This window comes from Halorussus litoreus, assembly GCF_003382685.1.
GTDB classification, from domain to species: Archaea; Halobacteriota; Halobacteria; order Halobacteriales; family Haladaptataceae; genus Halorussus; species Halorussus litoreus.
Genome location: NZ_KZ859506.1, coordinates 72776 through 87213 on the forward strand (window position 1 = coordinate 72776; position 14438 = coordinate 87213).

At 66.1% G+C, this 14438-nt stretch carries 11 protein-coding genes and 1 tRNA gene; 1 reads left to right on the forward strand and 11 read right to left on the reverse strand.

The annotated features are described in order from the left end of the window. Positions 1-16: 16 nt before the first annotated feature. The 5 genes from DPQ64_RS02540 to dnaK form a co-directional block, all read right to left on the reverse strand. The gene (locus DPQ64_RS02540) at positions 17-2032 is read right to left on the reverse strand and encodes an AMP-binding protein (RefSeq protein WP_115862788.1); all 2016 of its coding nucleotides are present in this window, start codon (positions 2030-2032) and stop codon (positions 17-19) included. Between the two features lie 77 nt (positions 2033-2109). Then, positions 2110-2979, reverse strand: a complete 870-nt coding sequence (locus DPQ64_RS02545; protein WP_115862789.1) for a hypothetical protein — start codon at positions 2977-2979, stop codon at positions 2110-2112. Positions 2980-3255: 276 nt separating this feature from the next. Next, a complete protein-coding gene (locus DPQ64_RS02550) occupies positions 3256-4257 on the reverse strand; it encodes a CPBP family intramembrane glutamic endopeptidase (protein ID WP_232820462.1) in 1002 nt (333 codons plus the stop codon). Between the two features lie 305 nt (positions 4258-4562). Beyond that, a complete protein-coding gene (gene dnaJ, locus DPQ64_RS02555; RefSeq protein WP_115862790.1) occupies positions 4563-5732 on the reverse strand; it encodes a molecular chaperone DnaJ in 1170 nt (389 codons plus the stop codon). 62 nt (positions 5733-5794) lie between these two features. After that, positions 5795-7732 carry a molecular chaperone DnaK gene (gene dnaK / locus DPQ64_RS02560; RefSeq protein WP_115862791.1) on the reverse strand — a complete coding sequence of 646 codons (1938 nt, stop codon included), beginning with the start codon at positions 7730-7732 and terminating at the stop codon, positions 5795-5797. A gap of 264 nt (positions 7733-7996) precedes the next feature. Between dnaK and DPQ64_RS02565 the strand changes: the two genes are divergently transcribed. Continuing rightward, on the forward strand, positions 7997-9622 hold the full coding sequence (locus DPQ64_RS02565) for a spermidine synthase (RefSeq protein WP_115862792.1): 1626 nt from the start codon (positions 7997-7999) through the stop codon (positions 9620-9622). Between the two features lie 30 nt (positions 9623-9652). Here the strand turns inward: DPQ64_RS02565 and DPQ64_RS02570 are convergent. From DPQ64_RS02570 to sufB, 6 genes are all read right to left on the reverse strand, one after another. Continuing rightward, positions 9653-9756 (reverse strand) — tRNA-Gln (locus tag DPQ64_RS02570). 44 nt (positions 9757-9800) lie between these two features. Further along, entirely contained in the window at positions 9801-10550 is a 750-nt protein-coding gene (locus DPQ64_RS02575) for an HNH endonuclease (RefSeq protein WP_115862793.1), read from the reverse strand. Between the two features lie 100 nt (positions 10551-10650). Continuing rightward, positions 10651-11079 carry a metal-dependent transcriptional regulator gene (locus DPQ64_RS02580; RefSeq protein ID WP_115862794.1) on the reverse strand — a complete coding sequence of 143 codons (429 nt, stop codon included), beginning with the start codon at positions 11077-11079 and terminating at the stop codon, positions 10651-10653. Next, positions 11076-11567 (reverse strand): ferritin-like domain-containing protein, encoded by a 492-nt coding sequence (locus tag DPQ64_RS02585; protein ID WP_115862859.1) that lies wholly within the window; start codon positions 11565-11567, stop codon positions 11076-11078. Before DPQ64_RS02585 ends, DPQ64_RS02580 begins: the two co-directional genes overlap by 4 nt. 227 nt (positions 11568-11794) lie before the next feature. Then, positions 11795-13006 carry a Fe-S cluster assembly protein SufD gene (gene sufD, locus DPQ64_RS02590; RefSeq protein ID WP_115862795.1) on the reverse strand — a complete coding sequence of 404 codons (1212 nt, stop codon included), beginning with the start codon at positions 13004-13006 and terminating at the stop codon, positions 11795-11797. Further along, the gene (sufB, locus tag DPQ64_RS02595) at positions 13003-14433 is read right to left on the reverse strand and encodes a Fe-S cluster assembly protein SufB (protein WP_115862796.1); all 1431 of its coding nucleotides are present in this window, start codon (positions 14431-14433) and stop codon (positions 13003-13005) included. Before sufB ends, sufD begins: the two co-directional genes overlap by 4 nt. Positions 14434-14438 lie beyond the last annotated feature (5 nt).

The following is a 14438-nucleotide window of genomic DNA, read 5'->3' on the forward strand; positions in this document are numbered from 1 at the left end:
GGTCCGAATCACTCCGTTACTTCGCGTCTTCCAGTTCGTCCAGCGCCTCGGGATTCTCGATGCTGCTCATGTCGCCCAGATCCTCGCCGGTGTAGGTCGCCTCGATGGCCCGCCGGATGATCTTCCCGCTCTGGGTCTTGGGGAACTCGTCGACGAACAGCACCTCGCGGGGCCGGAACGGCTTGCCGAGCTCCTCGCCGACCTGTCCGCGGAGTTCCTCGCGCAGGTCGTCGCTCGCGTCGTAGCCGTCTTCGAGGATGACGTACGCGACCACGGCCTGTCCGGTGGTGTCGTCCGGAACCCCGACAGCTGCGGCCTGATTCGCCGCGTCGTGGTCGATGAGCGCGCCCTCGACCTCGGCGGGGCCGACCTTCCGGCCGGCCACGTTGATGGCGTCGTCGGCGCGGCCGTGAAGGAACCAGAAGCCGTCCTCGTCCTTCTGGGCCCAGTCGCCGTGGTCCCACATCGGCGGGTCGCGGAACGTCGACCAGTACTCGTCGAGGTAGCGCTCGTCGCCCGACCAGAGGCTCTTGGTCATCGACGGACAGGAGTCGCGCGCCACGAGGAAGCCCCGCTCGTGGGTGTCGGCGATGGACTCGCCCTGCGAGTCCACGATGTCGATGTCCATTCCGAGCCCCGGCCCGCCGAGCGTGCAGGGCTTGAGCGACTGGATGGGCATCGGCATCAGGAAACAGCCCATGATCTCCGTGCCGCCCGAGATGTTGATGATGGGCGCGTCGCCCCCGCCGACCTTCTCGTGGAACCACCGCCAGCTCTCGGGGTCCCACGGCTCGCCGGTCGAACCCAGCAGGCGGAGCGTCGAGAGGTCGTGGCCCTCCAGCCACTCGTCGCCGTACTTCCGGAGCGCCCGAATCGCGGTCGGCGAGATGCCGAACACCGACAGCTTGTGACGGTCGATCATCTCCCAGAAGCGGTCGGGGTCGGGGTGGTCGGGCGCGCCCTCGTACATGAACACCGTGCCGCCGAACGCGTGGTTGCCGATGAGCGTCCACGGCCCCATCATCCAGCCGATGTCGCTCACCCAGAAGAACCGGTCGCTGGGCTCGTGGTCGAACCCGAAGTAGATCTCCTTGGCGGCCTGCATCAGGGCCCCGGCGTGGGTGTGGACGATGCCCTTCGGCTTGCCCGTGGTGCCCGAGGAGTACAGCAGCATCGACTCGTCCGACGAGTCGAGCGATGCGGTGTCGTACTCGTCGGACTGGGTCTCGACCGCGTCGGCCCACCACTCGTCGCGGTCGTCGTTCCACGGGATCTCGGCGTTGTTCTCACTGTCGCTGGATCCTAATCTGTCGTAGACGATGGTGTGCTCGACGTGACCCGCCTGCTCGATGGCCTCGTCGGCGGTCCCTTTGAGGAACACCTCGTCGCCCCGCCGGTAGAAGCCGTCGCCGGTGAACAGCACCGAACACTCCGGGTCCTCGATGCGGGTCGCGGTGGCGTCGACGCCGAAGCCCGAGAAGATGGGTACCGCGATGGCCCCGACCTTGAACGCGCCGTAGAGGATGGAGACGACTTCGGGGACCATCGGCATGTACAGCCCGACAGCGTCGCCTTTTCCGATTCCGCGCTCTTCGAGCGCGTTCGCGACCTTGTTCGACTGGCGAGCGAGTTCGTGGTAGGTGATCTCCCGGACCTCGCCGTCCTCGCCCTCCCAGATGGTGGCGACCTTGTTGCGCGTCTCGCTGTCGGGCCGCGCGTGGCGGTCGACCACGTTGTGCGCGACGTTCAACTTCCCGCCGGGGTACCACTCGGAAAACTGCGGCCCCTCGCTGTCGTCTCGGACCGCGTCGTACGCCTCGTAGAAGTCGATGTCGAGGTAGTCGACGAGTTCGTCCCAGAACCACTCGACGCCCGACGCCTCCTCGCTCGGCACCGCCGAGGTGGTGCGCTCGACGAGCTCCTCGTAGTCGTCGATGCCGTACTCCTGCATGAACTGGTAGACGTTCGTCGACTCCACGAACTCCTCGCTCGGCTCGTGGACGATCTCGTCGACGTCCTGTAGTGTATCCATCTGCTGAACTCCTCCTTGCGGCAAGAATTGTCCACCAGTACAAAGTAATTTACCGAACGTCCCTCGGATTCGCCGTCCTATCTCCGCGGCAGGACTCGTCCGAGCGCAGCCGCAACCGCGTCGGGGTCCTCGACCTCCTCGGGGTCGCGGCGCACGTCCCGAAGCCCCCACGGCGACCAGCCCGCCCGACGGACGACCACCGCGTCGTCGGTCATCGCGTAGCTCTCGAACGCCGACCACGGCCGGACGCGCTTCGAGACCGGATTGCCGACCAGCAGTCCGGCGTCAGTCACCGCGACGGTGCGCTCGGCGGTCGCGCCCATCAGCCCGGCCCCGGCCGCGATGGCGAGGTTGAACAGCCACTGGGACGATTCGAGCCGGCCGACGACCAGCGTCGCGAGGAAGCCGACCGCGCCCGCGCCCATCAAGAGCGCGACGCTCCACGTCACCAGCCGGCGGTCGCGCTCCGGCCCGCGCGCCGTGAACCGGGCGTACTCCTCGGCGGTCGCCAGCACCGCCTTCGCGTGGCGATTGCGGGCGGCGACCGCCAGCCCCAGACCCGCGAACGCGCCCGCGAGCATCCCCAGCATCGAGACGCCCACGACCGCGCCGGAGACGCTGTCGCTCGCCGCGCCGAGGACGAATCCCCCGGCGTAGCCGAAGGGGACGACCGGGGCGAGCCAGACCCACCGGGTTCCGCCGAGGCGAACCGCGAGGCGCTCGGAGCGCGCGAGGTAGCCCACGGCCGCCACGACCGCGACGACGGTCGCGAGCAGGCTGACGTACAGCGTTCCCCCGTCGGTCGTCACTCGGAGCGCGAGCGCGGTGACGACCGCGGGCGCGACCAGCACCGCGGCGTACAGCCCCGCGAGGAACCCGAAGAAGCCGTCGGTGCCGTCGAGCGAGGCGGCGTCGGCGACTCGCTCGCGGTCGGTTTCGAGTGACATCCTACGTACTGTTCGACCGCGACGGCGCAAAAACGTTCGCCTAATATCCCGCGGTGTTCCGACTGGCGTGACCAACCACGGATTGGGGTTAGTGAGTCAACCTCCGGTCCTGGTGGACTGAAAGTGCGAGGCGGGCTCGCGGGCCGGAGGCCCGTGGTCGTCTCAGCGACCACTATCCGAGCGAGCGAAGCGAGCGAGGATATGTCGCTGAACGACCGCGAGCGCGCCGAGGGCTTTCGAGGTCCCGTTTCCATTTTTTGCGCAACCTGTTTCATCTCACACCCACTCGATACCGAACTCCTCGTGGATCACGAACTCCAGCGCGTTGACAACGTAGTGGGCGACGACCACGACCAGCAGGCTCCCGGAGACGACGAACGCCGCGGCCAGCGCGAACCCCAGTACCCCGGTCACGGCGACGCCGCCCGGTCCCTGCGCGCCGTGGCCCGCCGCGAACGCCAGCGTCGAGAGCACGGCGAGCAGCCACGGCGAGAGGCCGAAGCCGGCCGAGAACGCGCCGATCAGCGCCGCGCGAAAGAGCAGTTCCTCGAAGCCCGCGATGACCGGGAGTACGACCCCGAGCAGGACTGCCCAGCCGGTGGGCGAGTCTGGCGCGAGCGACTCGCGCACGCCCTCGGTGTACTCGACGCCCGCGGCGTCGGCGACTGCCGCGGCGAGTTCGTTGGCGACGTACAGCGCGACGCCGACAGCCACGCCGAGCGCGACCGCCGGCACGCCGAGGTTCCACGGGTCGGCCGGGACGATTCCGAGCGCATCGGGTGGGAGGTCAGCGAGCCACGCCGCGCCGACCAGCGCCGCGCCGAACACGCCCTGACTGAATGCCACGTTCACCAGCAGCGCGCCTGTCGTGAACTCGATCTGGTCGGGCCTCCGGACGCGCTCTTCCGATTTGGGGGCGCGGTCCTCGGCCGGATTCTCGCCCCACGGGCTCTCGGCGTTCTCGTCGGGTGTCTCCCCGCCAGAGTCGCGTTGCCAGGGGGTCGAGTTATCGTCGTCAGCTTCCCCTTCCTCCAGAACCTCGCGCTCGATTCGTTCGGCCCGGGTCAGTCCGGTGTCGGCGTGGCGCTCGATGCGGGCTGCACCGGTCGCGGGAATACCGGCGTCGGCGCTCTCGCCCGCGTCTCCATCTCCCGCACGCTCGTCGTCGTCCCCGCGGTCGTCGAACATGGCCTGCGAGGCCCGCGCGAGGAGGATGAGAAGTCCGAGGACGAGCAGGGTCACTCCGGCGAACGACGGGTACATCGGCGCGGGCGACATCGGTCACGAGTAGGGAGTCCGGGGACAAAAATCGGTGGTTCCGCGAGCCGTGACCCGATGACCCTGCAAACGACTACTCGACCTACAATTCACAGCGAGCGAACGCGCGAAGCGAGTGAGCGAGCGCACCAGCAACTGTACCGCGAGCGAGGAGCGCAAGCGACGAGCGAGCGGCCCAAGGAACCCTCGAAGGCTCGCGCCCAGGCGCGAGCCTAGGGGGTGACGCCGTGGTTTTGGTCGAGCTTTTGCCAGGGAGCCGGGCGCGCGTCTCGTCGCGCGCCCCGCGACCGCAGCAAAAGGTCGTTTCAGAATGAGTTCTTGATCTTCTCGAAGAACCCTTTCTCGACCTCGACCTCCTCGCCGCCGGCCTCGGCGAACCGTTCGAGGGCTTCCTGCTGTTCTTCGTTGAGGTCGCTGGGCGTGACGACCTGCACCTGCACGTAGAGGTCGCCCTGTCCGCGTCGCCGCAGGCGGGGCATCCCCTTGCCCTGCAGGCGGAACGTCTCGCCGCTCTGGGTGCCGGCCGGCACGTCCATCTCGACCGTCCCGTCGAGGGTGGGAATCTCGACCGTGTCGCCGAAGGTGGCCTGCGGGACCGAGATGGCGTGCTGGTGTCGGAGGTCGTCGCCGTCGCGCTCGAAGTCCGGGTGGTCCTCGACCTCGACCTCGATGAGCAGGTCGCCCTTTGGCCCGCCGTTGGGGCCGGGCGCGCCCTCGCGTTCCATCTGGAGGGTCTGGCCCGACTGGATGCCGGCCGGCACTTCGACCGAGAGGGTGGCCTCGCGCCGGACCGTTCCGTCGCCGCCGCAGTCCGAGCAGGTCTCGTCGTAGATCTCGCCCTCGCCGCCGCAGCGACGGCAGGTCTGGGTCTGCTGGACCCGGCCCAGCGGTGTCTGCTGGACCTGCGTGACCTGCCCGCGACCGTCGCACTCCCGACAGGTCCGCGAATCGGTGCCCGGCGGGTGGCCCTCGCCGTCGCAGGTGTCACAGCGCTCGGGCCGGCGGACGCTGACCTGCTTCTGGACGCCCTCGTAGGCGTCTTCGAGGTCGATGGTCAGCCGAGTGCGGAGGTCCTGGCCCTTCTGCGGACGAGACGACTGGCGGCCGCCGCCGCCGAAGAACTGCTCGAAAATGTCGCCCATGCCGCCGCCACCGCCGCCGCCGAAGGGGCCACCACCGCCGCCGCCGAACGGACCGCCGCCCATGCCGCCGGCTCCGCCAGCGCCGCCGTCGAAGCCGCCGCGCTTCTCGGCCTGCTCGAACCGGTCGTGGCCCAACTGGTCGTACGCTTGGCGCTTCTCCTCGTCGGTCAGCACCTCCTTGGCCTTCTGGAGCTTCTTGAACTTCTCCTCGGCGTCGGGGTCGTCGCTCACGTCGGGGTGGTACTCGGTCGCCTTGTCGCGATAGGCCGATTTGATCTCGTCCTCGTCGGCGTCCCTGCTCACGCCGAGTACGTCGTAGAAGTCCTCGCTCATTCGTTGTCAGTCGATAAATGACGGAGTTACTTCAAGGGTCCGTTGCGGCGACGGTCGGGCGCTTACGATTCGCTGTCTTCCTCGTCGTCGACGTCCTCGAAGTCGGCGTCGACGTACTCGTCGTCGCCGGGCTCCGCGCCGCCCGCACCGCCGGGACCGGCCTGTCCGCCCATCCCGCCGGGGCCGCCAGCCGCGCCGCCGGGACCGCCTGCTGCGCCGCCCGGCCCCGCGCCAGCGCCGCCGGCACCGGCCTGGGCCTGCTGCTGGTACATCTGCTTGCCGATCTCCTGGAGTTCCTCGCTCAGGCTCTCGGTTGCCTCCTCGATCTCCTCCTTGGAGGCGTCCTCGTCTTCGAGGACCTCCTCGACCGACTCGATCTCCGACTCGATCTCCTCACGGAGGTCGTCGTCGACGTTCTCCTCGTTCTCGTCGAGCAGGGTGTGGGCGCGCTGGACCGCACTCTCGGCCGCGTTGCGGGCCTCGATGCGCTCGCGGCGCTTCTCGTCCTCCTCGGCGTGCTCCTCGGCTTCGTCCTGCATCTGCTCGATCTCCTCGTCCGAGAGGCCGGCACCGCCCTCGATGGTGATCTCCTCGGAGTTGCCCGAGCCCTGATCCTCCGCCGAGACGTTGACGATGCCGTTCTCGTCGATGTTGAACGCCACCTCGATCTGGGGCGTTCCGGCGGGCGCGGGCGGGATGCCCGTCAGCTGGAACTCGCCAAGCAGTTCGTTCTCCTCGGCGATCTCGCGCTCACCTTGGAACACGCGGACCTGCACCGACGTCTGGTTGTCCGCCGCGGTGGTGAACACTTTACTCTCCTCGGTCGGAATCGTGGTGTTCTTGTCGATGAGTCGCTCGAACAGGCCGCCCTTGACCTCGATGCCGAGCGAGAGCGGCGTCACGTCGAGCAGCACGATGTCGTCCACGTCGCCCGAGAGGACGCCCCCCTGGATGGCTGCACCCAGCCCGACCGCCTCGTCGGGGTTGACGTTCTTTTGGGGCTCCTGACCGGTCATCTCTTCGACCTTCTCCTGGACCTGCGGCATCCGGGTCGAACCGCCCACGAGGATGACCTCGTCGATGTCGCTCTTCTTCTTGTCGGCGTCCTGGAGGGCCTGCTCGGTCGGGCCGACCGTCCGCTCGATGAGGTCGCTGGTCAGACTCTCGAACTTCGCGCGAGTGATGCTGTCCTCGAGGTGGACCGGCCCCTCGTCGGTCGCCGTGATGAACGGGAGGTTGACGTCGGCCTCCTTGCGCGAGGAGAGTTCGATCTTGGCCTCCTCGGCCGCGTCCTTCAGGCGCTGGAGGGCCTGGCGGTCCTCGCGGAGGTCGATGTTGTGGTCGTTCTCGAACTCGTCGGCGAGGTAGTCGATGATGGCCTCGTCCCAGTCGTCGCCGCCGAGGTCGTTGTCGCCGTTCGTCGCGACGACCTCGTAGACGCCGCCGCCCAGATCGAGGATGGAGACGTCGAAGGTGCCTCCGCCGAGGTCGTAGACGAGGACGGTCTGGTCCGATTCGTCGTCGAGGCCGTACGCCATCGACGCCGCGGTCGGCTCGTTGACGATGCGCTCGACCTCGAAGCCGGCGATCTCGCCGGCGTCCTTCGTGGCCTGGCGCTGCTTGTCGTTGAAGTACGCGGGGACGGTGATGACCGCCTTCTCCACGTCGTCGCCGAGGTACTCCTCGGCGTCGCGCTTGATCTTCTGGAGGATCATCGCCGAGATCTGCTCGGGGGTGTACTCCTCGCCGTCGATCTCGACGGTGTAGTCGTCTTCGCCCATGTGGCGCTTGATCGATTGGATCGTGCGCTCTGGGTTCTGGACCGCCTGATTCTTCGCCGGTTTGCCGACGAGGCGCTCCCCGTCGTCGAACGCGACGACCGAGGGCGTCGTGCGGTCGCCCTCGCCGTTGACGATGATCTCCGGGTCGCCACCCTCCATCACCGCGAACGCGCTGTTCGTGGTACCGAGGTCGATGCCCAGAATCTTGTTGCTCGCCATCTTGGTCGTTATTTGCGCGTTCTGACTTTTAAGCCTTGCTAGTCTCGGCGTACACCGACTGCGAGCCATCGTACTGCCCGCGTGCGGTTTTCGGAATCTCCGTGTCCCTCGATGGCATACTTATATATCCGACCGCATTTCTACCGGTCGCTGACTCGGGAAGCGAGCCGGGAGGAACTCCAGTCCGAACGCCGATTCGCCGTCCGTGTCGGCGTCGCCTTCCGTGCCAACGATTAATACGCGGCTGGCCCTACCCGTTCCCGAATGGAGACTCCGCGAGAGGGCACGCTGTCCCGCGTGACCAAGCCCGAGTTGGCGGTGTTCGTCTCGGGCGTGGCGAGCATGGGACTCGAGATACTCGCCGGGCGCATCGTCGCGCCGCAGTACGGCAGCAGCATCTACACGTGGGGCAGCATCATCGCCGTCTTCCTCGCGGCGCTCAGCCTCGGCTACTACCTCGGCGGCAAGCGGGCGTCCGCGCGGGCGACCAACCACCTCGTGATCAAGCTGCTGCTCGCCACTGCGGCGTACGTCGCGGTGCTCATCTTCGCGGGCGACCTGCTGCTGACCGCGGCGGCCGCGTTCCCGCTCCCGCCACGGTTCGCCTCGCTGCCGGCGGTGATACTGCTGTTCGGGCCGCCGACGTATCTGCTCGGATTCATCAGCCCGTACGCCGCGGAACTCTCGGGCACGGAGGGCGTCGGCGAGGCGTCCGGGCGGGTGTACGCCGTGGGGACCGTCGGCAGCATCGTCGGCGCGTTCGGGACGACGTTCTTCCTCGTGCCCGAACTGGGCATCCAGCAGATCGAACTCGCCTTCGGCCTGCTGCTGGTCGCGACCGCACTCGCGCTGTCCGCGCCCACGTTCCGTCGACGACAGGTGGTCGCCTCGGTCGTGGTCGCGCTGCTGCTGACGGCGGCGGTCTCCAGTAGTTCGCTCGGCGTCTCGACCGGCGGGGAGGTCGTCTACCACACCCAGACGCCGTACCAAGAGCTGGAGGTCGCGGATCTCGGGGACACCCGGACGCTGTACCTCGACGGCCAGCGCCACAGCGCGATGGACACGTCCGACCCCGACCGCCACGTGTTCGACTACACGCGTTACTTCCACCTGCCGTACCTGTTCGCCGGCGATTCCGACGAGATCGACCGCGTGCTGTTCGTCGGCGGCGGCGGGTTCACCGGCCCGAAGCAGTTCGTCTCGGAGTACGAGAACGTGACCGTCGACGTGGCCGAGATCGACCCGGAGGTCATCGACGCCGCGAAGCGCTACTTCGGCGTCGAGGAGTCGCCCCGGTTGAACGTCCACAACGAGGACGGCCGACGATTCCTCCGCGAGACCGACCACGAGTACGACCTCATCGTACTCGACGCCTACAAGCGCGACAAGGTGCCGTTCCAGTTGACCACCGTGGAGTTCATGCAACTCGCCAGCAATCGGCTCTCGGCGGACGGCGTGGTCGTCTCGAACCTCATCTCCGCGCCGCAGGGTCCGGCTTCGAAGTTCTACCGCGCCGAGTACAAGACCATGCAGCAGGTGTTCCCGCAGGTGTACGCGTTCCCGACCGCGGGCGGCGGCGTGGTCCAGAACATCGAGGTCGTGGCGACCAAGAACTCGGAGCCGATTTCGCAGGCCAAACTCCAGCGCCGGAACGAGGCGCGCGACGTCGGTATCGACCTGTCCGAGGAGATCGAGTCCTATCGGCGCGACGAGAATACGCGCGGCGTTCCGGTGCTCCGGGACGACGACGCTCCCGTGGACGCGCTGCTAGAACCCATGCTCGGCCAGCGGTACGTGATTCAGGAGTCCGAGGAGGGGAACGAAACGACGCTTGAGAGTCGGGTGGGTCTGGAGATGGTGAACCCCGGTATTGCTGTTAACGAAGGGTAGTCCACCCCGAGAAAATAACAATATAATTAGTAGTCCCGGGCGGATTCGAACCGCCGTCATAGGCTCTCTTTCGTAACGGCTCGTAACCCGTCACGTCCAAAGGCCCATATGATTGGCCACTACACCACGGGACTGTGATGGAACGCATCAGGGCATAGCCGTTCCTCGTACAATAGTGTTACTTTTCGGCCGATGGGACAGCGACTTCGATGTTCCCTGCTTCCGCGTTCCGATGACAGCTCCGACAGAGCGCAATCACGTTTTTCAGTGCATGTGCCTCCTGCGGACGGTCGAAGTCTCGAACGCGCTCGAGGTGGTGAACGTCGGGATTACGCCCGATTTCATCCGCAGTTTTACCGCAGTTCTGACAGGCGTAGTTATCGCGCTCGAGGGCTTCCCGCCGAACTTGCCACCACTTCCGCCCGTAGTCCAGCGTACCGCCTTCCCACTGGTGATGGGTTTCGCCGACGACGTTCTCCGAGAGCCATGCGCCGTAGCACTCCAGATCGCAGAAAACGCCACGTTTTCGATCCTTCGTCCGCGATGGACACGCTTCTATCTCGGAACCACAATGCAAACAGTCTGTTACAATCCGTTCACGAATAGCTGGATTCTCCGGTAGTAAGCCAGAGGCCGAGTCGACACACTCCGGACAGTAGATGCCGTCTTTGTCCGAGGGATAGTAGGAGAACTCTGACTCGCAGAGTTTACACTCCGACTTCTCCTTTGCTCCTTTCCAATTCCCGTTGTTCTCTCCCGAATTCGGGTCACACTCGTCGCAGAACTCCAGTCTCGACTTCGGATCGTAGAACTCCGCTTCGCATCCCTTGCAGGTCCGATTCGGTAGCCTCTCGCTGTGTTTATGACTGTGGTGGATCCGCATCCCCTGTTCGGAGTCGAACGACTCTCCGCACGTCGGGCAGTCCATGGAGGTTATTGTGACTATATCAGTTTAAATTCTGGCACTCAACGATGGTGCTATCGGGACAGCGACGGGGATTCAGACGAATATCGGAAGTCAGCCTATCTCAGTCCGCCTCGCCCTCGGAGACTAGCTCGGCGCACATGTCCGCCTCGGCGTCGAAGCAGTCCGGGCACTGCGGTTCGCGCTCGATGATGGTGTCCAGTCGCTCCGCGACCGTCTCGTCGATGACGCTCTCCAAGGCTTTCGCTTCGCTCGGGAACTCCTCGACCTCCAGGACGTTGTGGAGGAAGCGCTCGATGATGCAGTACGTCTGGAGCGCCTCGCGGGCCTGCTCGATGCCCTCGTCGGTGAGGCTGACTCCCTTGTACTTCTCGTGGTCGGCCAGCCCGCGGTCCTGAAGCTTGCCGATCATCTCGTTGACGCTGGCGGGGCTCACGTCGAGTCGCTCGGCCAGCGCGCCTGTCGAAGCTGGGCCGTTCTCCATCTTCTGCACGAGGTAGATCGCCTTCAGGTACTGGTCTGCCGTGTTCATTCTCGGGCCTCCATGATCGCGGTCACTTCCTCCACGCCCTCGGCCTCCTCGTCGCGGATCTCCGTCAACGTCGTCAGCAAGCGCTCGCGGTCGAGCGCGAACGCGGCGTCGCTGGCCTCGACGGCCTCGATCAGGTCGTCGTAGAACTTGTAAGCGGTCTCCTCGCCGTGGAGCTGGTCGTACAGCACGCCGTCGAAGCTCTCCGGCCCGGTCTGGGCGTAGGTGGACTCGACCAGCGCCTCGATCTCGTCGAGGGGGACCGCCTCGGCGTCGAGCTCCTCGATGAGCGATTCGAGGCGCTCGCGATGGTCGGCCGACTCCTCGCGGGCCTCTTCGAGCAGCGCCTCGATCTCGGCGTCGCGCTCGTCGGGCGACAGCGTGTCGTAGTGGCGGGCCGCCCGGACCTCCACGACCTCCTCCAGGACGATCCCGATCTGGAGCAAGCGGGCGAGCTGGTGGTCGGTCGAGACGCGGTGGCCGACGCTCACGCCGACCACCTGCGCTCGTGGCGCGAGACGACTGTCATTGGAAGTACGTCGGGGGGTCGGGAACTTAACAGGTGTGGTTGGCCAGCGGACCGCGGTCCGCTGGCCAACCACACCTGTTCCGTAGCCGCGAAACATCTGTTCCGGAATCGCGAGACGCCCGTTCCAACACTGCGGAAAACGAGAAATACGAGACGGGAAGCACGAAACGAGAAGAACGCCGGGAGTGGCTACTGCAGCCGTTCCCGGACGCGAGCCGCGAGGTCGTCGCGGAGTTCCTCGACCTCGATCTCCTCGAGGACCGGGACGAAGAAGCCCTCGACCAGCATGTTGCGCGCGGTCTCGTCGCCGAGCGCGCGGGAAGTCATGTAGAACATGTCCTCCTCGTCGATCTGGCCGACCGTGGCGGAGTGGCTCGCCTCGGTGTCGTGGTTGTTGATGATGAGCTTCGGGGAGGCGTCGGCCTCGCTCTCGTCGCTCAGCATCAGGGTGTTCTCGCGCTGGTAGGAGTTGGTGTCCCACGCCTCGCGGCCGACGTCCTGGACGCCCTCGTACACCGAGCGCGCCTCGTCGTCGAGCACGCCGCGGGTCACGAGGTCCGCCGTGGTGTGGGCGGTGTTGTGCCACACGCGCGCCGCGATGTCGAAGTGCTGGTCGTCGTGACCGAAGAAGGCCCCGACCGTCTTGGTCTCGGAGCCCTCGCCGTCGAGGTTCGTCTCGACCGAGGACTTCGTGAGTCGCGAGCCGAGGTTGCCGTCGACCCAGTTGACCGTGGCGTAATCGGCCGCGTCACCGCGCTTCAAGGCGTAGTTGTACGTCTCCTCGTCGAGGTCCTGCAGCGAGCCGTACTGGACGTGGCTGTTCTCGCCGGCGGCGATCTCGACGACGCCGCTGTAGTAGCGCTCGCCGTCGACCGATTCGCCGGTGTCCTGTCGTTCGAGGATGGTGACCGAGGAGGACTGCTCGGTGACGACCAGCGTGTAGTTGAACAGCGACCGAGAGTTCTGCGTGGTCCGGATGGTCACGTCCTCTGCGTCGACGTTCTCCGGGACGTAGACGACCGTTCCGGTGCTGAACAGCGCGGTCGACAGAGCGACGAGGTAGTTCTCCTCCGGGTCGATTACGGACCCGAACTGCTCGCGCAGGAGGTCCTCGCGCTCGGCGACGGCCTCGGCGAACGGCAGAACCTCGACCTCGTCCGGGCCGATCTGATCCTTGTCCTCGGCGGCGTTCAGCGGGTCGACGAACTCCTCGAAGTCGAGCGCGTGGAGGTTGGTCCAGTCGCGGCCCGGCGTGCGGATCACGTCGGGCATCTCGAGGTCGTCCAACGCCGCGAGCGCGTCGAGGCGGGTCTCGAGCAGCCAGTCGGGCTCGTCGAGTTCGTCGGATATCTGGCGGACGGTCTCCTCCGAGATGGTCTCGTGGACTTGTGCCGCGGTCATCCGAGGCTCCCCTCCATTTCGAGTTCGATGAGTCGATTGAGTTCGACGGCGTACTCGATGGGTAGCTCCTCCGTAATCGGCTCGATGAAGCCCGAGACGATCATCTGCTTGGCGTCGTCGTCGTCGAGGCCACGGGACTGGAGGTAGAAGACGTCCTCGTCGCCGATCTTGCCGACGGTCGCCTCGTGGGCGACGTCGACTTTGCTCTCGTCGATCTCCATGTACGGCATGGTGTCCGACGTGGACTCGTTGTCGAACATCAGCGCGTCACACTCCACGCTCGTACTGGAGTTCTCGGCGCCTTCGGAGATGTGGACGAGGCCGCGGTAGTTGGTGCGGCCGCCGTCCTTCGAGATGGATTTGGACTCGATAGTGGATTTGGTGTTGGGCGCGTTGTGGTACACTTTCGCGCCGGTGTCGATGTTCTGGCCCTCGCCAGCGAACGCAATGGTGATGTTGTTCGCGGACGCTTCCCGGCCCTTCAGGATGGAGCAGGGGTAGAGCATGGTGGCTTTCGAGCCCATGCTGCCGGAGATCCACTCCATGCGGCCACCCTTCTCGACGATGGCGCGTTTGGTGTTGAGGTTGAACGTGTTCTTCGACCAGTTCTGGACCGTGCTGTACTGAACGTGGGCGTCCTCGCCCACGAACACCTCGACGCCGCCCGAGTGCAGGTTGTGGGTGCCGTACTTGGGCGCGCTGCAACCCTCGATGTAGTGAACCTCGCTGCCGGGTTCCGCGATGATGAGGGTGTGCTCGAACTGGCCCATGCCCTCGGAGTTCATGCGGAAGTACGCCTGAACTGGCATGTTGACCGTCACGTCTTCGGGGACGTAGACGAAGCTGCCGCCCGACCAGACCGCGCCGTGGAGCGCAGCGAACTTGTTGTCGCTCGGCGGCACGCACGACGTCATGAAGTGTTCCTTCACGAGGTCGGGGTGCTCCTGGACGGCCTTGTCCATGTTCATGAAGACGACGCCCTTCTCCTCCCAGCGCTCCTGCATATTCTGGTAGACGACTTCGGACTCGTACTGGGCACCGACGCCCGACAGCGCCTCGCGCTCGGCGTCCGGGATGCCCAGTTTCTCGAAGGTGTCCTGGATCTCGTCCGGGAGATCCTCCCAGCTGTCCGCCCCGGAGCGCTTGTCGACGTCCGGCCGGATGTACGGCACGATCTCCTCGACGTTCAGCTCGGTCAGGTCGGGCTGGCCGGGCCAGTCGGTCGGCATCGGCATCTCCTGCCAGTGTTCGAGTGCCCGAAGACGCCGGTCGAGCATCCAGTCGGGCTCGTCCTTGTCGTCGCTGATGAGGCGGACGACCTCCTCGGTCAGCCCCTTGTCGGACCTGACCGCCGAGCGCTCTTCCTTCTTGAACTCGAAGCGCTCCTCGGTGTTCGTCTGCTTCAGTTGATCTTGTTCCGAACTCATTGTAT

Excerpts from the sequence above, each read along its gene's own strand:
- DPQ64_RS02540 (WP_115862788.1), bottom strand. The coding sequence starts at position 2,032 with ATGGATACACTACAGGACGTCGACGAGATCGTCCACGAGCCGAGCGAG.
- DPQ64_RS02545 (WP_115862789.1), bottom strand. The coding sequence starts at position 2,979 with ATGTCACTCGAAACCGACCGCGAGCGAGTCGCCGACGCCGCCTCGCTC.
- DPQ64_RS02550 (WP_232820462.1), bottom strand. The coding sequence starts at position 4,257 with ATGTCGCCCGCGCCGATGTACCCGTCGTTCGCCGGAGTGACCCTGCTC.
- dnaJ (WP_115862790.1), bottom strand. The coding sequence starts at position 5,732 with ATGAGCGAGGACTTCTACGACGTACTCGGCGTGAGCAGGGACGCCGAC.
- dnaK (WP_115862791.1), bottom strand. The coding sequence starts at position 7,732 with ATGGCGAGCAACAAGATTCTGGGCATCGACCTCGGTACCACGAACAGC.
- DPQ64_RS02565 (WP_115862792.1), top strand. The coding sequence starts at position 7,997 with ATGGAGACTCCGCGAGAGGGCACGCTGTCCCGCGTGACCAAGCCCGAG.
- DPQ64_RS02575 (WP_115862793.1), bottom strand. The coding sequence starts at position 10,550 with ATGGACTGCCCGACGTGCGGAGAGTCGTTCGACTCCGAACAGGGGATG.
- DPQ64_RS02580 (WP_115862794.1), bottom strand. The coding sequence starts at position 11,079 with ATGAACACGGCAGACCAGTACCTGAAGGCGATCTACCTCGTGCAGAAG.
- sufD (WP_115862795.1), bottom strand. The coding sequence starts at position 13,006 with ATGACCGCGGCACAAGTCCACGAGACCATCTCGGAGGAGACCGTCCGC.
- sufB (WP_115862796.1), bottom strand. The coding sequence starts at position 14,433 with ATGAGTTCGGAACAAGATCAACTGAAGCAGACGAACACCGAGGAGCGC.